Below are 17985 nucleotides of genomic sequence, written 5' to 3'. Positions count from 1 at the left end.
GGCGGCGCCGGCGGCGTTCAGAGTTCTTGCAGGAGCCCGCGGAAATAGCCCCGAGTGACGTGCGCCTGCTCCCGAAAGACCGGGTCGGTCATCAGCAAGCTGTGCAGGGCGGGCAGGTTGTAGAACGGTACCGCCGGGTAGAGGTGGTGTTCCAGATGATAGCTGATGTTGTAGGGTGCGATCAGTACGCGCTCGATCAGGAAGGGCTTCACCGTGCGCGTGGCCGTCAGCAGGTTGCCGTATTTCAGGTCGCCGAAGTGCTCAGCAAAGCTGCGGATGTACTGGAACATCATGAAGGACGTGAGGAAGGGGACAACCCAGAACAGCAGGTACTGCGTCCATAGCCCCAGCACCGTCAGCGCTACGAACAGCAATGCGTAGAAAGCCTGCATCTGCAGTTGCTCGGCGCGTCCCTTCTTGTCCTTGCCGATGCGCCGTGCCATCCAGCGCAGGTCGGCAGGTCCTTGGTAGCCAATGAGGTAGAGGAGCAGCCGCCCCAGAAACTGCCCGCGGGTCTGGGGGCGGGAAAAGGCCGGGCGGCCTTCCTTGGCCACCCAGTCCGGATCGTCGCCGGTGTTGAGATGCTGGTGATGGCTGACGTGATTGCGGCGGTAGCCATCCACATGAATCAGCATCGGAAAGCACACCAGCACGTCGGTTATGAAGTCGGACAGCTTGCGGTTGTTCAGAAAGCGGAAGTGGGCGACGTCGTGCATCACTACCGCCAGGGCGTGCATGCGTGAGCCGATCAGGAGGACCGCCGGAATGTAGGTCCAGACGGAGAAATACCGGTTGGCCAGCGCAATGGTGCCGAGGATGAGCATCCACTCGAACATGTAGGCTGTCAGCACCCGGGCGGGCTTCACCTCGTAAAGTGGTTTCAGCGCTTCCTTGCCGATGCTCAGGTTCAGGTCTCTTGCGTCGTGGCTGGGCATGCTGTCTGCTTGGGGAGATATTGATTATGGGAGCTGTGTGGCGCGCCCGATCATACCCCAGCAGCCGCCCCGAGCGGCTTCGTTCAGCTAATTGATATGGATAATAGGGCCTGCGTTGGTATGGCTAAGGTGACCGCCCGTCAAGCTTCTGCGGCTTGTCGGGTGGTCGTGCTGGGCCCGCAGCTCAGGCCGGGCGACGTTCCGGGCGGATGGCGATGGACAGGCGGTTGCCCTCCGACGCTTCGAGTTCGCGCAGTTGGCGGATCAGACCCTCATCGAGCACAAAGTCGGCGGCCAGTAGCATCACCCCGTCACGGGTGACCAGGTCTCGCGCCAGCACCATGCCCGGTTTGAGGGAGGATGGGGTCAGTTCATTGCTGCTGCTGGCGACGGTCTCCGCGGCGCCAAGCACATCGACCAGTGCGTCCACGACCTGCGGGCAGTAGCGTTTTCCCCGGTTCTGCTGGATGAAGGCGACTGCCTCGTCCTGCTTCAGCTTGCGTGGCGACAAAGTGCCGATCTGCAGGGCGTCGAAATCGTTGGCCACGGCCAACACCCGGGCGCCATAGGGAATCGCCAGGCCAGAGAGACGGTCCGGGTAGCCCTGGCCGTCCCAGCGTTCGTGGTGACCGCGGATAAAGGTGCCCGCCTTGCGCAGGTTTTCCAGGCCCATCAGGGCGGCTTGGCCGGTGACCGGGTGCTTGCGTAGCAGGCCGAGTTCGTCCCCACTCATGTGGGATACCGGCTTGGACAGCAGTTCGTCGGGCAGGCCGATCTTGCCCACGTCGTGGAGTAGGCCCGCCAGCATCACATCCTGGGCGTCGGAGGCCGGGAAGTTGAGCTTGAGGGCGATTTTGCGGGCCAGGTCGGCGACCCGTCGGGAGTGGCCGGAGATCACGCCTTCGCGAAGCTCGATCAGGTTGGAGAACACCCGGATGGAGGTCAGGAAGTTCTGTTTGAGCTTCTCGTGGGCCACTTTCAGCTCGCTGGTGCGGGCTTCGACCTTCTCTTCGAGGCTGGCGTTGAGTGCCTTCAGTTCCTCGTTTTGGGCGGAGGTGAGCTTTTCCAGACGGGTTTTCTCACGCTCCAGGGCCTTGCGTTCGAGCGCCTCGCGCACGGTCAGCACCACATCCTGATCGTTCCAGGGCTTGGAGATGTAGCGGGCGATCTGGCCGGCATTGATGGCTGCGATGGTGGATTCCATGTCGGCATAGCCGGTGAGGAGCAGACGCACGGTGTCCGGATGGCGCTGGCGGGCTTCGGCCAGGAAGGTGGCTCCGTCCATGCCCGGCATGCGCATGTCGGAGATGATCAGGTCCACGTGTTCCCGGTCGAGGATCTCAAGGCCTTCGACGCCGCCGCCGGCCACCAGCACGGTGTAGCCATGGGGGCGGAACAGGCGTCGCAGGGATGACAGGATGTTGGCTTCATCGTCTACGCACAGGAGGGTGAAGCTGGTGTTCTCGGTGGATGTATTCATGCTTGGGCTCAGACAGACGCGTCGTGGTGGACGGGCAGGGTGATGCGGAAGGTGGTACCCGCACCGGGCGTGCTGCTAACACTGATGTTGCCGCGGTGGTTTTGCACGATGCCATAGGACAGGGAGAGGCCGAGGCCGGTCCCTTTGCCGATGGGTTTGGTGGTGAAGAAGGGGTCGAAGATCTTGTCCATGATCTCCAGGGGGATGCCTTGGCCGTTGTCGGCCACCTCGATCCACACGTCCTCGCCCTGGACGCCGGTGCGTACGGTGATGGTGCCGCGTTCTCCGTCGGGCATGGCCTGGGCCGCATTGACAAAGAGGTTCATGAAGACCTGGTTGAGCTGGGAAGGCAGGCATTCCACAAGGGGGAGCGAGCCATAATGCCGGATAACGTCGGCCCGGTACTTGATTTCGTTGCTGGCGATGTTGAGGGTGCTGTCGAGGCCGTGGTGGAGGTCGGCGGCTTGCCAGTCCTGGGTCGTTTCGGCCCGGGAGAAGTCGCGCAGGTCCTGGACGATCTGGCGGACCCGGTTGGTGCCCTCCTCGGATTCGCTGAGCAACTGGTGGATGTCGTCGCGCAGATAGTCGAAATCGGCCGCTTTCCGGGCGGCCTGGATGCGGGCCTGCTCGTCCGGGGGTAGGGCGACCTCGCTGCTCTCGTAGCAGCCCACCACGCTGAGAAGCTGTTCCACGTAGCCCTTCAGACTGCGGATGTTGGAGTTGACGTAGCCGATGGGGTTGTTGATCTCATGGGCCACCCCGGCAGCGAGCTGGCCGATGGAGGCCATTTTTTCGGACTGGACGAGCTGTTGCCGGGTGTCCTGCAGGCGACAGTTGAGCTCGGTGAGTTCGGCATAGCGCTTGAGGAGCTCCGCTTCGGCCTGTTCCCTGCGGGCGATATCCTGCTCCAGGTTGGCCTTGGCCTGTTGCAGCTGCTCGGTACGACGGGCCACTTTGGCCTCCAGGTCGGCGTGCATGCGCAGCAGCTCGGTCTCGGCTGTCTTGCGTTCAGTGATGTCTTGCAAGGTTTCGATGGCGCCGATGATTTCACCCAGGGCATTGCGCAGGGGGGTGGCGGTGAAGTACAGCCAGCGGCCCTTCTCGCCCATCTGAGGGAAGAAGTCCTCGGCCTCGTAGGCGCCGTCGATCAGTGGTGAGCGCCGCAGTTTCTTGCTGCCATAGAACTCAAGCATGTCTTCTATCTGCCCCGACACGATCAGGTCGGCCATGATTGGCCGCTGGCTGGGATAGAAGGCAGACCATTGATTACAGGTGCCGACGAGCTCACTGGCGGGTAGCCCGATGACCTGTTCGCAGGCGTGGTTCCAGTGGGTGACCACGTGCCGGGCGTTGATCACCAGGGTCGGCACCGGGTCGGCATCGATGATCTGGGTCAGCAATTGCTGGGCCTGCTTTTGGGCCGCCTCGGCGCGCTTGCGCTCGGTTACATCAATGAAGTTGCAGACGATGGTGCGCTGGCCCTGGAGGCTTTCGTCGGAGACGGACAGCTCTACCCAGCGCTCGTCACCGGAGCGGGTGATCAGCAGCGTCTCGTAGCGGGCTACCGGGTGTTCGCCGGTAAGTCGGGCGAGACCGCGCTCGCGGATGGTGTCGTTCACTCCGGGCGGGTAGAAGGCCCAGAAATCCTTTTCGATCAGTTCGTTGGGGCTGAAGCCGCTTAGCCGGGACATGGCCCGGTTGGCATACAGAACCTTGCCGCCCCGGTGCAGCAGCAGCCCCGAGCTGAGGCATTCGGCGAGGGGAAACAGGGTGCCGGACAGGGGGTAGGGAGAGGGTAGGTGGGACATGGCCTATCCAAGCAGGGGTTCGTAGCTGTCGAAGCGTGCCTGCGTTTCGGCCAGCACGGCGTTCAGGCTTTCCCAGTCAAGCCCCAGAGCGCTCACCGCGTCCTGGTCCAGACTGGGCATCTGGCCGGGTTGATCGCCGTCCTGGTCCAGATCCAGGGCGTGGGCGATGGCGTCGGCGTAGTGGATGATGCCGGCCAGGCCACCGGGCAGGCCCAGGGCCGGTCGATGATGCCAGGCCAGGGCGTCGACGATGTCGGCGGGGAAGTTCCAGCGCTGGGCCAGGGCGGCGCCCACTTCGCTGTGGTCGTAGCCGAAGTGGCTGCGCTCGGCGTCTTCAAGGCGGCAGTCCCTGGCTGCTGCGATGCCCAGCACGGTGGTGAAGTCCGTGGGGTAGAGCACCAGCATGGCCAGGCGCCCGATGTCATGGAGGAGACCGGCGAGAAACAGTGCCTCCGGGGGGCGTTTCAGGGGGCGCGCCAGTGCCTGGGCAGCGACCGCGGTGCCCAGCACGTGCCGCCAGAAGCGGTGCTGGCTGAAGCCCGGGCAGCGGATGGCCGGTAGGCCGGACATCACCGATGCGGCCAGCACCAGCGAGCGGATGGCAGATAGGCCCACCACCACGATGGCGTCGTGGATCGACCCGACCCGTGATTGCAGCCCGTAGAAGGGCGAGTTGGCGACCCGCAGCACCCGGGCGGTAATGACCTGATCCTGGGTGATCTGCCGGGCCAGAGTGTCGATGTCAATGTCGGCGCCGGCCATGGACCGTAGCACCTCGATCGCTACCGTCGGCATCGAGGGCAGCTTCTGCACTTGGCCGATCATCTCGTCGAGGCTTGGCGGTTTCATCTTCCAGATGCCTGGCGGAAGGCCAGCACCGCGTGGAGCAGGGCCTGGGAGCCTGCCTCGTCGGCGGTGTGGCGGAACAGGTACATGACCCGCGCGCGGATCTTCTCGTGTTGGCGGGCGACGGCCTCGGGATCCTCCTGCGGGCAGATGGTCAGCATGCCGATGCCCCGCCGCTGCAGGCTTTCCAGGTGGGCCGCGGTAAGGCTGAGGCCCGCGGGCAGGAGCACCGTGCCAGCGGAGTCGGTCACCGGGGCGGCGAGTACGGCACCCGGCTGCGTCTGTTCGAGAGGCTGCACCAGGGCCGTATTCATGGGGGGGTGGAGTGGCTGAAAGTGAGCAGGCAGCCGCGGTTTGCCAACGGGCTGCCTAGGGGGTGGGCCTCGACCCTGAACAGGCGGCTGCCGCAGTGCAGATCGGCCTGGCCGGTGCTGGCCCGGACCAGCGGAAGAAGGGTTTCGGGCAGCACCTCCTCCGCACCGAGACCGAGCAAGGGGGCCTGCTCGGCAAAGAGCTTCTCGGCGGCGCGGTTGGCAAAGGCGATCATCCCCCCCGGATCGACACCCAGCACCGGCAGGGGCATCACCGCCAGGGCCTCCTGGGTCAGGTTGAGGGCGGCTTCATCCATCCCCAGGCGGCGCTCCTGGTCTGCAAGCACATTGGTGAGGCGTTCGTTGATGCGTTCCAGTTCCCGATTGGCATGCTGCAGCCCGGCAGCCAGACGCTGGTTGTCGTCCGAAAGGGCTTTGCGACGAAAGGCTTCCTCGATGTTGGCCCGTAGCATCGCGTCATCCCAGGGCTTAGTCAGAAATTTGTAAATGGCGCCTTCGTTGATCGCATCGGTGACCGATTGCAGGTCGGTGTAACCCGACAGCACCAGGCGCACCGTGTCCGGGTACATGTCTTTGGCCTTGTGCAGAAACTCGACCCCTGTCATGCCGGGCATGCGTTGGTCGGAGACGATCACGTCCACCCGGTGGGTGGCCAGCGCCTCAAGCCCCAGCTGGCCACTGGTGGCGGTAAGGATGGTATAGCCGTCGCGGCGCAGCAGGCGGCGCAGGGATGACAGGATGTTCTCCTCGTCGTCGACCAGAAGAAGGGTGCGCTCGGCGGTGGGGCCCCGTAGCAGGCTGCTGTCCAGGCGCATGTCATGGATCATGCCGTGTTCGAAGTCTTCGGGCGTCAGGGGTTGGCCGAGCAGGGGGCCCTGGAGGTAATCACAGCCGCATGCCTGCATCACCGAGGCCACCTGAGCGCTATGGATACCTTTGGCGCTGACTGACAGGTTCATCCGGTGGGCCCGGCTGACCAATGCCCGTACGACGGCGACGCCCTCCGGGTCGGTGCTCACATCCTGCACCAGTTCCGCCGGCACCTCGATGCAGTCCACCGGCAGCCGGCCGGCCCAGGCCAGCAGGGCGTTAGCCTGGCTGGCTGCGCTGATGGTGAAGCGCACACCACAGGCCTTCAGGTGGCTCAGGGCGGCGGCGGCGGTGTCGGTCACCTCGCCATGCTCGGTGATGATGTTGAGCGCCAGGCAGTCGGGCTCCAGCCGGGATTCGAGCAGCACCGAGTTCAGGGTGTGGGAAAACGCCGGGGCGCACAGCACTTCCAGCTTCGCCCCGATGGTCAGGACGATGCGTTGCCGGTGGGTGGCGTTCCATCCGCTGACCAGCCGGCAAGCGGCCTGCAGGGGCTGGAGATCATCCGGATCCGCATGCTGGATGACCATCTTGTCCGGGCTTCCGGGCCTGGCCAGGTACAGTTTGGCGCCGACGAGCATGCCGCTGCGGCCGTCGAAACGCGGCTGGAAGAGAAGCTGCGGCGTGGCTTGGGCAGGGTGGTCGAGGCGGGACATCGAATCTCCAGGCTGAGGCCGTCGAAAGCTCGGGGCGGGCACGGCCGGTTGCGGAAGCACGCAGCGGATATCGGCCCTGATGCTGGCGGCTTGAGGGAATCCATCACGTTCGGCCCGATTCTCGGACGTTGCGGGCAGTCCGGGCCCGGGCAGAGTAAAATCCGGCCCATGCCCACCCATGCCCCTCATTTCCCTTTCCTTTCCGTCGTTGCGATTGGTTTCGGAGCAGCCTTCGGTGCCTGGCTGCGCTGGTGGCTGGGCTTGCGGCTCAACCCGGTGCTGGCGCAGATGCCCCTCGGCACCCTGGCCGCCAACCTGCTCGGTGGCTACCTGGTGGGGGTGGCTGTGGCCTTCTTTGCCTTCCGCCCCGAGCTGCCCCCCGAGCTGCGCCTGTTTGTGGTGACCGGTTTTCTCGGTGGGCTCACCACCTTCTCGTCGTTTTCGGCTGAGGTGGTGCACCTGATCGATACCGCCCGCTATGCCTGGGCGGCCGGCGCAGCGGCGCTGCACCTGCTCGGCTCCCTGTCGATGACCGCACTGGGCATGTGGACCGTGCACAGCCTGCGCTCCTGAATCCACCGATCCGCGTTTTCGATCGATTTTCTGCGTTCTCTGCAATCCCGATGGCCTCTCCGCAACACAGGCAAGACCTGCAAGATCCCTATTCCCTGCTCGAACAGTGCCTGTCGGCCGACCGCCCGGCCCTGCGCCGCGATCTGCGCCGCCTGCCCAGGCGCCCGCGCAGCCTGGCCGAGCTGCCGGAGCCCCTGCGCCTGCGCATCGCCGATTCGGCGGCCCGCCTGATCGCCCGGGCCCAGGGCCTGCCCAAGCCGGATTTTCCGCCCGACCTGCCGGTCAATCAGCGCAAGGACGAGATCGCCGAGGCCATCCGCAAGCACCAGGTGGTCATCGTGTGTGGCGAAACCGGCTCCGGCAAGACCACCCAGCTGCCCAAGATCTGCCTTGAGCTGGGCCGAGGCGTGGCCGGCCTGATCGGTCACACCCAGCCCCGGCGGATCGCCGCCCGGGCCACCGCCAGCCGCATCGCCCAGGAGCTCAAGAGCGAGCTGGGCAGCACGGTGGGCTACAAGATCCGCTTTACCGACCGTATCGGGCCCCAGAGCTACATCAAGCTCATGACCGATGGCATCCTGCTCGCCGAAACCCAGGGTGATCCGCTGCTCTCGGCCTATGACACTTTGATCATAGACGAAGCCCACGAGCGCAGCCTGAACATCGACTTTCTGCTCGGCTACCTGCGCCAGCTGCTCGCCAAGCGGCCGGACATGAAGCTGATCGTCACGTCGGCCACCCTCGACGCCGAGCGCTTTGCCCGCCACTTCGGCAAAGGCGACACGCCGGCGCCGGTGATCGAGGTCTCGGGCCGGCTCTACCCCATCGAGATGCGCTACCGACCAGTGGAGCGGGACGAACCCAAGCCCGTGCGCCCCGGCGAACCCGCGCCGCGCCAGGACAGCCGTGCCCCGGACCGCGACCTCTACGACGCCCTGGTGGACGCCGTGGACGAAGCCCATCGCAGCGGCCCCGGTGACGTGCTGGTGTTTCTGCCCGGCGAGCGGGAGATCCGCGAGGCCGCCGAGGCTCTGCGCAAGGCCCATCACGCCGCCGGCACCGAGGTGCTGCCCCTGTTCGCCCGCCAGTCCGCCCAGGACCAGGCCCGCGTCTTCGCTCCGTCGAAGGGGCGTCGGGTGGTGCTGGCCACCAACGTGGCGGAAACGTCCCTCACCGTTCCAGGCATCCGTTATGTGGTGGATACCGGCCTGGCGCGGCTCAAGAGATACAGCCACCGCAACAAGGTGGAGCAACTGCAGATCGAGAAAATCGCCCAGTCGGCGGCCCGTCAGCGGGCTGGGCGCTGCGGCCGGGTCAGTGATGGCGTGTGCTTCCGCCTTTACGACGAGGAGGATTTCAACAAGCGGCCAGCCCATACCGACCCCGAGATCCTGCGCTCGTCCCTGGCCGGGGTGATCCTGCGCATGAAGTCCCTCAAGCTTGGCGAGGTGGCCGACTTCCCCTTCATCGACGCGCCCCTGCCGCGCATGGTGGCCGACGGCTACCAGCTGCTGGCCGAGCTGGGGGCCGTGGAGGAGGTGGAGGGGGCGGCGGTGATGAACCTCACCCCCATCGGCCGCGAGCTGGCCAAGCTGCCCCTGGACCCGAAGATCGGTCGCATGATCCTTGCCGCCCGCGACCGGGGCAGCCTGGCCGAGGTGCTGGTGATCGCCGCGGCCCTGTCCACCCAGGACGTCCGTGAGCGCCCGCCCGAGCGCCAGGCCGCTGCCGACCAGGCCCACGCGCGTTTTCGCGGCGCCGAGCACGAGCAGAAGTCCGAGTTCCTGTGGTTCTGGAACCTCTGGAAAGCCTGGGAGGAGGTCCAGCGCCACGAGACCTCCAGCAAGCAGAAGGCCTGGTGCAAGACTCACTTCCTGTCCTGGCTGCGCCTGCGCGAGTGGCGCGACGTGTACAACCAGCTGCACACCCTGTGCGCCGAGCACGGCTGGAAGGAGAACGATCAGCCGGCCAGCTATGAAGCCATCCACAAGGCCCTGCTCACTGGCCTGATGGGTCACGTGGGCTGCAAGATCGAGGACGCCTCGGGGCCGGCCGCCGGCAGCTACCTGGGTGCCCGCGGCATCAAGTTCTGGCCACACCCGGGTTCGGCCATCGCCAAGAAGGCCGGCAAGTGGATCATGGGCGCCGAGCTGGTGGATACCTCGCGCCTGTTTGCCCGCTGCCTGGCGCGCATCGAGCCTGAATGGCTGGAGGAGGTGGGCGAGCACCTGCTCAAGCGCCAGGTTTCCGAACCCCACTGGTCCAAGGCCAGCGGTGCCGTCCGGGCCTGGGAGCGCGGCACCCTGTACGGCCTTACCGTGTACCCGCGGCGCGGGGTGAGCTACAGGGAGATCGACCCGGCCCTGTGCCGTGAGCTGTTCATCCGCGAAGGCCTGGTGCAGGGCGAGATCGCCGAAGGCCCGGCCCGGGGCATGGCCTTCCTTGCCCACAACCGGCGCCTGGTGGCCGAGATCGAACGCCTGGAGCATAAGTCCCGGCGCCCCGACGTGCTGGTGGACGAGGAGCTCATCTACGCCTTCTACGACGCCAAGCTGCCCCCCGATGTACTTGATCTGGCCAGCTTCGAGGCCTGGCGCAAAAACACTGAAAAGAAGGCCCCCAAGGCGCTGCAGCTCACCCGCGACCAGCTCATGCGCCACGACGCGGAGGGCATCACCACCGATCGGTTTCCGTCCAGTCTGGAGGTGCTCGGGCAGAAGCTCAAGCTCACCTACCTGCACGCGCCGGGCGAATCCGATGATGGCGTGACCCTGACAGTGCCCCTGGCCATGCTCAACCAGGTGCCGGCCAACCGCTGTGAATGGCTGGTGCCCGGTCTGCTGGAAGAGAAGGTGATGGCCCTGCTGAAGACCGTGCCCCAGAAACACCGCCACCGCCTGCAACCCATGGCGGAGAGTGCCGGTGCCTTCATGGAGCGCTTCGATGGCGGTGATTTCGACACCGACGAGCCGCTGATCAAGATGCTTCAGCGCTTCGTGGAAGAGCGGGTGTCCCTGAAACTGCCCATGGAGAGTTTCCGCCCGGAGAACCTCAACCCCCACTGTTTCATGAATTTCCGGGTACAGGACGAGCACGGCCGCATCATTGGCCAGTCCCGCAACCTGGCGGAGCTGCGGACCAAGTACCGGGACCAGGTGGCGGCGCGCTTCCAGAGCGCCCGCATCGTGCCGGCGGCGGAGGCCCCGACGCCCAGGAAGGGGCCCGCACCGGAAGGAAAGCAGGCCGCCGCCGCCGCGGCACCTGCCAGCGACAAAGCCCTGGCCGGCTTCACCGGGTGGACTTTCGGGGCCCTCCCCGAGTTGCTGGAGGTGAAGGTGGCCGGTCGCGACATTGTCGGCTTCCCCGCCCTGCACGATGACGGCAGCAGCGTTTCCCTGCGCCCCTATGACACGCCGGAGGAGGCCGCCCGGGTGCATCGGGGCGGCCTGGCCCGCCTGTTTGCGCTGGAGCTGTCGGCCCAGGTGAAGGCCATCGAGAAGCTGCCGGGCATCCGCGACCTGGCCCTGCAGTTCATCAACTACGGTTCCGAGGCCGAGCTCAAGGCCCAACTGGTCACTGCGACCCTGGAGCGCTGCTGCCTGCTGGAGCCGCTGCCCGGTGACGCCGACAGCTTTGCCCGGCGCTGCCAGGAGGCCAAGCCACGGATCACTCTGGTGGCCCAGGAGCTGATGCGCCTTAGCGGCCAGCTGATCGCCGAGCATGCCACCATGACCAAGCGCGTCGCCGGCTTGAAGACCTTCCCCGACGTGGTGGCGGACATCAACGCCCAGGTGTCCAGGCTGATGCCGAAGAATTTCCTGGTGGCCCTCCCTTACGAGCGCATCGCCCAGATCCCCCGCTACCTCAAGGGGGTGACGGTGCGGATCGACAAGCTGCGCACCAGCCCGGCCCGGGATGCCCAGCTGATGGCCGACTGGAAGAGCCTGGCCCAGCCCTTTGAGCGCGAATGGCTGGCCAAGGCCAAGGCGGGTGTCACTGATCCGCAGCTGGAGGACTTCCGCTGGATGCTGGAGGAGTTGCGGGTGGGCTTGTTTGCCCAGGAACTGAAGACACCCATGCCGGTGTCGGTGAAACGCCTGCAGAAGATCTGGGACAGCCGGCCGCGGTAAAGTGACGGTAGCGCGTGCCACGCCGGTACGCGCCTGGTCCCCTGTTCAACGGAGTCATGCCCCATGAATGAAGCCCTTCCCGTACCAGACCTGCGCGGGGTCAGTCCCTCGCTGGTGCGCTTCACCCACGTGATCTACCTCCTGCACGCCTTTGCCGTGGTGGTGGGGGTGACATCGTCGGCGGCCACTGTGGCTGGTGGCTTTGTGTTCGGCCTGCCGTCCCTGCTGGCGGTGATCCTCAACTACATCAAGCGTGGCGCGGTGCGCGGCACCTGGCTCGACAGCCACTTCAGCTGGCAGATCCGCACCTTCTGGTTCACCCTGCTGTGGCTGGTGCTGTCCGGCCTGGTGATGCTGACCATCATCGGCATCCCGGTGGCAGCCTGGCTGATGATCCCTGTGCTCGGGCTGTGGGTGGGGTATCGCGTCGTGCGTGGCTGGCTGGCCCTGTCGGGTGCCCGGCCGGTGGGCACCTGAGCGCTTCAGCAGCCTCCGGGCTGGTAGATCAGCAGCGTATGCACCACTGCGCCCTGGTGGCGCACCGTGAAGCGATGGCCGCGAAGGAAGGGGGCGCAGGTCTGCGTTTCATCCGTGCTGGCCAAGCCTGTCTCTCCATAGGCGTCGCGGATTGCCCGGCGTAGTTCGCGGGAGGTGTAGTGGGGAAAGGCCGGCATTGGCATGCTCAGGATGCCGGCGTCCACCAAGAAGCGCTGACCCTGGCGGCGCAGCGGGCGAGGGGCGGAGAGGCCCTGCTTCCAGCTATCGAGCTCCAGGTGGGGGCCTTCGTAGTCACAACGCATCACCGTTACGGCCCGGGCCTCGATGCTGAAGGGGCCGCTGACGCCCCGCGTCGGCTTCACCACGATATGGCTGACGGCAGCCGGGGCATCCAGATCGTACTCGTAGGCCGTCACCGCGCTGTTGCCGTGCGCTTCGGCCAGCAGGCTGGTGCCGGCCCAGGCCTGGATGCGGGAGAAGGGGCGCGGTGGGTCTCCGGCCTGCAGGCCGGGGGACGAGGCCAGTGCGACCAGTGTCAGCAGGAGGCGGATGAAGAGGGGCATGGCGTGCTCCATGGCAGGCTGTGTTGTCCGCGCCGGCCGGCGCGCATTTCAGGAGAAGGGCTTGAACCTTCGTGCTTCACCCCTGATCCTATGCACCATTGTCCACTCCTGTTCAAGTTCCCATGCGTGATTTTTCCCTGGACGTCAGTGAGTCAGAGTTCGATACGGCAGTCCTTGCCCTGTCCCGCCGGGTGCCGGTGCTGGTGGATTTCTGGGCGCCGTGGTGCGGGCCTTGCCGCACTCTCAAACCACTCCTTGAGAAGCTGGCCGTCGAGTACGGTGGTCGCTTCGTGCTGGCCAAGATCAATTCCGATGAAGCCCAGGCGGTGGCCGCCCGCTACGCGGTACGCAGCATTCCGGCCGTCAAGCTGTTCGTCAATGGCGAGGTGGTGGACGAGTTTGCGGGGGCCTTGCCGGAAGGCCAGGTACGAGCCTTCCTGGACCGTCATCTGCCGGACGAGGCCGAGCGCCTGCGCCTGAGCGCCGCGGGTATTGCCGATCCCCTGCAGCGGGCCGAGCTTCTGCAGCAGGCGGCAAGCCTCTCCGGGGGGCGCACCACCATAGTCCTGGAGTTGGTGCAGGCCCTGCTGGACGCCGATCTGGTGGAGGACGCGGCGGCCGGCCTGGAAACCGTCGACCCGCAGGAGCGGGACGACGCCTGGCGCAGCCTGAAGGCCCGCCTTGATCTCATGGAGAATGCGCCGACGGTGGACGAGCCTGCCCTGGAAGCCCGCATCCGCGCCGACGCGAAGGATTTTGATGCCCGCTTCGCCCTGGCAGCGGCAAGGGCCGGGCGGGGAGAGTGGGCCGCCGCCTTCGATCAGTTGCTGGACGTCGTGCTGCGTGACCGGGCGGAAGCCCGGGGCAAGGCGCGGGATACTCTGGTGGAGTGGTTCGGCCTGTGCCCGGATGCGAAGGCCGTGATGAGCGCCCGGCGTCAGCTATCGATGTATCTGAACTAGGCAGGCCGGGTAACGGGGCGTACCAGGCTGCCGCAGCCCACGGCAGCCTGAGTTTGACCCCGCAGGGCTTCTGGCCCTCAGCCTTTACTGCTCGCCCCCCCGCTTGCCCACGTGTTCTCGGGCGAGGCGTTGCTGGACCTCGTTGGGTGCCGGTTCGTAGTGGCTGAAGGCGATGCTGCAGCTGCCGTCGCCGCCACTGATGGACTTGAGGCGGGATTCGAAGCCTTCCATCTCGGCCATGGGCACCTGGCTGGTGATCTCCGTCCACCCGGGCTGCGGGCTGTCGGTGCCGGTGACACGGCCGCGGCGGCCGGAGAGTTCGGCGCTGATGCCGCCGAAGTGCTCGTCGGCAACTCGCACCGTCAGGGTGATGAGCGGCTCCAGCACCACCGGCCGGGCGCCCTGGACGGCCTCCTGCAGGGCGTGGCGGGAGGCGGTGATGAAGGAAATTTCGTTGGAGTCCACCGCGTGGTGCTTGCCGTCGAACACCGTCACCTTCAGATCCTGTAGCGGGAAGCCGGCCATCACGCCCTCGGCGATGGCCTGACGCACGCCCTTTTCCACCGCGGGCATGAAGTTGTAGGGGATGGTGCCGCCCTTCACCTCGTCGGCCAGCTCCAGCCCGGCGCCCCGTTCCAGGGCTTCGACGCGCAGGGCCACTTCGCCGAACTGGCCGGCGCCGCCGCTTTGCTTCTTGTGGCGGTAGCGGGCTTCGGCGCTGCCGGCGATGGTCTCCCGGTAGGGGATGGCCGGCGGTTTGGTGCCGAGGGTGAGGTTCCAGCGGGTCTTGAGGGTGTCGAGCACCGACTTGAGGTGCACCTCGCCAAGGCCGCGGATCACGGTTTCCTTGGCCTGGAGGTTGTGCTCGACGGACAGGCACGGGTCTTCATCCAGCAGGCGGTGCAGGGCTTCGGAGAGCTTCTGCTCGTCACCGTGCTTTTCTGCGGCGAGGGCCAGGCCGAAGACAGCCTGGGGATAGCGCGGCGCCACCAGGTGGAAGTGGTCCTCGTCGTGGGAGTCGTGGAGAACGGCGTCCCGGTGGATGTCGTCCACCCGGGCCACGGCGCAGATGTCGCCGGGGATGCCGATGTCGATCTCGGTCTGGGTCTTGCCCTGGACGCGCAGCAGGTGGCTGACCTTGAAGGGCTTGCGGGCGTCACCGATGAACAGCTGGGTGTTGGGCGTGACTGTGCCCTGGTGGATGCGGAACAGGCCGAGCTTGCCGCGGAAGGGGTCATTGCTCACCTGGAAAACGTGGGCGATGACGTGCTTGTCGGCGTCGGTGGTGGCCTCGATGGCTTCGGCGGCCGGGCCTTCGCCCTTCAGGAAGCGGGGCGGGTTGCCCTCGGTGGGGTCGGGCAGCAGGCGGCCCAGGATGTCCAGAAGCTCGCGGATGCCGGCGCCCGTGCGGGCCGAGGTGAAGCACACGGGGATCAGGTGGCCCTCGCGCAGGGCGATCTCGAAGGGGTCGTGGAGCTGTGCCGGCTGCAGGGATTCGCCCTGTTCGAGGTAAAGCGCCATCAACGCCTCATCCACCTCGACCACCTGGTCGACGATACGGTCGTGGGCCTCGCGCACGCTGGAGAAAGCCGTTACGGCGTCGTAGTCGGGCTGGAGGAAGCAGTCGATGACGCTGGCGCCCCCCGCGGTGGGCAGGTTGATGGGCAGGCATTCCTTGCCGAAGCTGGCGCTGATGCGCTCCATCAGGGCGCCGAAGTCCACGGCCGGGGCGTCGATGCGATTGACGACGATCATCCGGCATTTGTCGGCGGAGAGTTCCATGACCTTGCGGGTCAGGGTTTCGATGCCGGCGGCGGCGTTGATGACCACCACCGCGGTTTCCACCGCCGGCAGGGTGGCCAGGGCACGGCCGAGGAAGTCGGGCAGGCCCGGGGTGTCGAGGATGTTCACCCAGTGCTCGGCCCATTCCAGGTGGGCGAGGGCGCTGTTGAGGGAGTGCCCGAAGGCTTTTTCCTGGGGGGCGTAGTCGCTGACCGTGTCGCCCTTCTCGACCGAACCGGGTGTGCCGATGGCGCCGGCGGTGGCCAGCAGCTTCTCCAGCAGCGTCGTCTTGCCGCTGCCGGACTGGCCGAGAAGGCTGAGGTTGCGGATGTCGCGGACCGAGGTGGGTGTCATGCTTGCTCCCTTGTCGTTAGTGTTCTGAAGACTGGATGCGCAGATGGACAAAAGTATCTGCCTCTGCAGGGGGCACGACAACGACTCAGGTCAACAAAGCGCTGTCACCAGGTGAATCCCTGGCGTTGGGGGGCCGGAGCGGGCGGGCCAGACAAGGTGGGCAGCAGGTGCTGCAGGGCATGGTCTTCGGTGCGGTAGGCGGCGTGGGGCGCCAGTTCGCTCCAAAGTCCGGTGCGCTCCATCACGTCGATGACCTGTTTCTTGAGGCCGCAGCAGGCCAGGCAGCGCCCGTTGTCAGTGAGCTGGCGGTGGATGCGGCGCAGGGTGTCGATGCCGCTGGCGTCCATGTCGTTGATCCCGGCGCAGGACAGCAGCAGCACCTTCAGCCGGGGGTGGTCGCGGCCGACGGCGAGCACCGCGTCCTCGAAGGTGGCGGCATTGACGAAGTGCAGGGGGCCGTCAAAGCGCAGGATGGTGAGTTCCGGGTGGGGCGGGGGTAGGTTGAAGCGGGCGGCGTCGCGCCAGGTGCCGTCCGGGTGACGCCCGAGCACGGCAACCCGGGGCTTCATGCTGCGGTAGATCAGCAGGGCCAGAGACAGGATCAGGCCGGCCAGAATGCCGATCTCGATGTGCGGAGCGAAGGCCAGGGTGGCGACGAAGCTGATGGTGCCGGCCAGGCCGTCGTCGCGGCTGGTGCGCCAGGCTTCCCGCAGTTGGGCGGGGGAGAGCAGGGTGGCCAGGGTGACGAGGATCACAGCGGCCAGCACAGGCAGGGGGATGCGTGCGATCAGCTCGGGCATGCTCAGCAGGGCGGCCAGCACCATCAGGGCGCCGACCACCGAGGCCAGGCCGCTGCGGGCGCCGCTGGCCAGCAGGAAGGCCGAGCGCCCGAAAGAGCCGCTGACCGGGTAGGCCTGGCACACCGAGGCGGTGAGCTTGGCCAGCCCCTGGCCGATGAGTTCCTGGTTGCCGTCCCAGCGCTGGCCGGTGCGTGCCGAGGCTACCTTGCAGCTCGACATGGCCTCCAGGAAGCTGACCAGGGCCAGCACGAAGGCTGAGGGGAGGAGGTCCACCGTCTGGCCCCAGTTGGCCCGGGGCAGGGCAAAGGCCAGGGTTTCGGCGGGCAGGGTGCCGACGACACGCCCGCCATCCGCTTCAAAACCCGTCAGCCCGGCCACCACGCTCAGCCCGGCCACCACGATGAGTACCCCCGGCCAGCGTGGCAGCAGGCGGCGCAGGGCCACCAGCAGGCCGATGGCGGCCAGCCCCAGGGCGGCGGAGGGCAGGTGGATGTCGGGCAGGGCACGGGCAAGGTCTATCACGGCCTCGGCGAAAGGGCGCTGGCCGAAGGTGGGCAGCCCGAGCAGGGTGGGCAGCTGGGCGGCGCAGATCAGCAGGGAGCAGGCGTTGATGAAACCGTGGAGTACCGGGTGGGACAGCAGATCTGAGAAATGGGCCAGGCGCAGCATGCCGAAGGCCACCTGCAGGATGCCGGCCAGCAGGGCCAGCTGTACCGCGAGCACGAGGTAGGTCTCGGAGCCCGGCAGGGCCAGGGGCGCCAGGCTGGTGGCGGTGAGCAGGCTGGTCAGGGCCACTGGCCCGGTGTTGAGCTGGGCCGAGGAGCCGAACAGAGCGCCGACAATGCAAGGCAGCAGGGAGGCGTAAAGGCCGACGTAGGAGGGCAGGCCGGCGAGCTGGGCGTAGGCGAGGGCCTGGGGGATGGCCACCAGGGCCACCGTGAAGCCGGCCAGCAGATCGGCGCGCAGAGTGCCGGCGTCGAGCTGGTGGCGCCAGGCGAGGAAGGGCAGATAGCGGCTGAGGGCGGGCGGCATGGTAAGGAAGGGGCGCTCCAGGGGCTGGCGTCGAGGGGGCAGTGTAGCGCGGCTGGGTGGGGGATGAAGGTGTGTGGCTTATCACAGACAAGCGGTGAGCGATCGGGGCTCGCGCCGATTGGATCGACTCATTCCGAGCCGGCAACGCGTAGCCTGATCGTGTCCCGTAGCCTTTCGATTGGAGGTGATGCGCCTGAAGGGAAGTGGATTAAATCGGAGCCTCCCTAAAGTCTCAGGCTCAGGGGTCGATAAGCTGTTTGGCTGCGATGGTCTTGCTGCCGAATGGGGGCTCGGTTTCTCAGGCCCCATTGCAATCCCTCAACATGATCGGTCCATTCCGGTGACTTCCGACTCCCTCACCTCC

General features: G+C 66.5%; 13 protein-coding genes. 4 read left to right on the top strand and 9 right to left on the bottom strand.

What is annotated here, in order from left to right; translation table 11 throughout:
• Window positions 1-17: 17 nt before the first annotated feature.
• From PHI64_RS18795 to PHI64_RS18770, 6 genes are all read right to left on the bottom strand, one after another.
• A complete protein-coding gene (locus PHI64_RS18795; protein WP_299886181.1) occupies window positions 18-935 on the bottom strand; it encodes a fatty acid desaturase family protein in 918 nt (305 codons plus the stop codon).
• Window positions 936-1119: 184 nt separating this feature from the next.
• Complete coding sequence (locus tag PHI64_RS18790; protein ID WP_299886177.1) at window positions 1120-2415, bottom strand: HD domain-containing phosphohydrolase; 1296 nt, start codon at window positions 2413-2415, stop codon at window positions 1120-1122.
• 8 nt (window positions 2416-2423) lie between these two features.
• A complete protein-coding gene (locus tag PHI64_RS18785) occupies window positions 2424-4223 on the bottom strand; it encodes a PAS domain S-box protein (protein WP_299886174.1) in 1800 nt (599 codons plus the stop codon).
• Between the two features lie 3 nt (window positions 4224-4226).
• On the bottom strand, window positions 4227-5072 hold the full coding sequence (locus PHI64_RS18780; protein WP_299886171.1) for an HDOD domain-containing protein: 846 nt from the start codon (window positions 5070-5072) through the stop codon (window positions 4227-4229).
• Window positions 5069-5383, bottom strand: a complete 315-nt coding sequence (locus PHI64_RS18775) for a hypothetical protein (protein WP_299886167.1) — start codon at window positions 5381-5383, stop codon at window positions 5069-5071. The genes PHI64_RS18780 and PHI64_RS18775 overlap by 4 nt, the downstream gene beginning before the upstream one ends.
• On the bottom strand, window positions 5380-6927 hold the full coding sequence (locus tag PHI64_RS18770) for a response regulator (protein WP_299886164.1): 1548 nt from the start codon (window positions 6925-6927) through the stop codon (window positions 5380-5382). The genes PHI64_RS18775 and PHI64_RS18770 overlap by 4 nt, the downstream gene beginning before the upstream one ends.
• Before the next feature lie 168 nt (window positions 6928-7095).
• On the opposite strand from PHI64_RS18770, the gene crcB reads away from it, so the two are divergent.
• From crcB to PHI64_RS18755, 3 genes are all read left to right on the top strand, one after another.
• Window positions 7096-7500, top strand: a complete 405-nt coding sequence (gene crcB, locus PHI64_RS18765; RefSeq protein WP_299886161.1) for a fluoride efflux transporter CrcB — start codon at window positions 7096-7098, stop codon at window positions 7498-7500.
• A 50-nt stretch (window positions 7501-7550) separates the two neighbouring features.
• Window positions 7551-11630, top strand: coding sequence for an ATP-dependent RNA helicase HrpA (hrpA, locus tag PHI64_RS18760; protein WP_299886157.1), 4080 nt, complete (start codon window positions 7551-7553; stop codon window positions 11628-11630).
• A gap of 63 nt (window positions 11631-11693) precedes the next feature.
• Window positions 11694-12107: a hypothetical protein gene (locus PHI64_RS18755; protein ID WP_299886154.1), complete on the top strand. Its 414-nt coding sequence runs from the start codon at window positions 11694-11696 to the stop codon at window positions 12105-12107.
• 5 nt (window positions 12108-12112) lie between these two features.
• Here PHI64_RS18755 and PHI64_RS18750 read toward each other — a convergent pair whose 3' ends face one another.
• Complete coding sequence (locus PHI64_RS18750; protein ID WP_299886151.1) at window positions 12113-12691, bottom strand: hypothetical protein; 579 nt, start codon at window positions 12689-12691, stop codon at window positions 12113-12115.
• A 122-nt stretch (window positions 12692-12813) separates the two neighbouring features.
• On the opposite strand from PHI64_RS18750, the gene PHI64_RS18745 reads away from it, so the two are divergent.
• Window positions 12814-13653 (top strand): tetratricopeptide repeat protein, encoded by an 840-nt coding sequence (locus PHI64_RS18745; RefSeq protein ID WP_299886148.1) that lies wholly within the window; start codon window positions 12814-12816, stop codon window positions 13651-13653.
• Between the two features lie 84 nt (window positions 13654-13737).
• Here the strand turns inward: PHI64_RS18745 and fusA are convergent, their stop codons facing one another.
• Window positions 13738-15789: an elongation factor G gene (gene fusA / locus PHI64_RS18740; protein ID WP_299886145.1), complete on the bottom strand. Its 2052-nt coding sequence runs from the start codon at window positions 15787-15789 to the stop codon at window positions 13738-13740.
• 104 nt (window positions 15790-15893) lie between these two features.
• On the bottom strand, window positions 15894-17621 hold the full coding sequence (locus PHI64_RS18735) for a SulP family inorganic anion transporter (RefSeq protein ID WP_299886143.1): 1728 nt from the start codon (window positions 17619-17621) through the stop codon (window positions 15894-15896).
• Window positions 17622-17985: the final 364 nt, after the last annotated feature.

Origin of the sequence: Zoogloea sp. (assembly GCF_028689785.1) — a bacterium.
Lineage (GTDB): Bacteria > Pseudomonadota > Gammaproteobacteria > Burkholderiales > Rhodocyclaceae > Zoogloea.
This window is presented reverse-complemented; position numbering and strand designations above follow the sequence as displayed.

Bases quoted from the DNA above. Each gene is read 5' to 3' on its own strand.
- fusA (WP_299886145.1), bottom strand. From the start codon at position 15,789: ATGACACCCACCTCGGTCCGCGACATCCGCAACCTCAGCCTTCTCGGC.
- PHI64_RS18795 (WP_299886181.1), bottom strand. From the start codon at position 935: ATGCCCAGCCACGACGCAAGAGACCTGAACCTGAGCATCGGCAAGGAA.
- crcB (WP_299886161.1), top strand. From the start codon at position 7,096: ATGCCCACCCATGCCCCTCATTTCCCTTTCCTTTCCGTCGTTGCGATT.
- PHI64_RS18735 (WP_299886143.1), bottom strand. From the start codon at position 17,621: ATGCCGCCCGCCCTCAGCCGCTATCTGCCCTTCCTCGCCTGGCGCCAC.
- PHI64_RS18790 (WP_299886177.1), bottom strand. From the start codon at position 2,415: ATGAATACATCCACCGAGAACACCAGCTTCACCCTCCTGTGCGTAGAC.
- PHI64_RS18750 (WP_299886151.1), bottom strand. From the start codon at position 12,691: ATGCCCCTCTTCATCCGCCTCCTGCTGACACTGGTCGCACTGGCCTCG.
- PHI64_RS18785 (WP_299886174.1), bottom strand. From the start codon at position 4,223: ATGTCCCACCTACCCTCTCCCTACCCCCTGTCCGGCACCCTGTTTCCC.
- hrpA (WP_299886157.1), top strand. From the start codon at position 7,551: ATGGCCTCTCCGCAACACAGGCAAGACCTGCAAGATCCCTATTCCCTG.
- PHI64_RS18745 (WP_299886148.1), top strand. From the start codon at position 12,814: ATGCGTGATTTTTCCCTGGACGTCAGTGAGTCAGAGTTCGATACGGCA.
- PHI64_RS18780 (WP_299886171.1), bottom strand. From the start codon at position 5,072: ATGAAACCGCCAAGCCTCGACGAGATGATCGGCCAAGTGCAGAAGCTG.
- PHI64_RS18755 (WP_299886154.1), top strand. From the start codon at position 11,694: ATGAATGAAGCCCTTCCCGTACCAGACCTGCGCGGGGTCAGTCCCTCG.
- PHI64_RS18775 (WP_299886167.1), bottom strand. From the start codon at position 5,383: ATGAATACGGCCCTGGTGCAGCCTCTCGAACAGACGCAGCCGGGTGCC.
- PHI64_RS18770 (WP_299886164.1), bottom strand. From the start codon at position 6,927: ATGTCCCGCCTCGACCACCCTGCCCAAGCCACGCCGCAGCTTCTCTTC.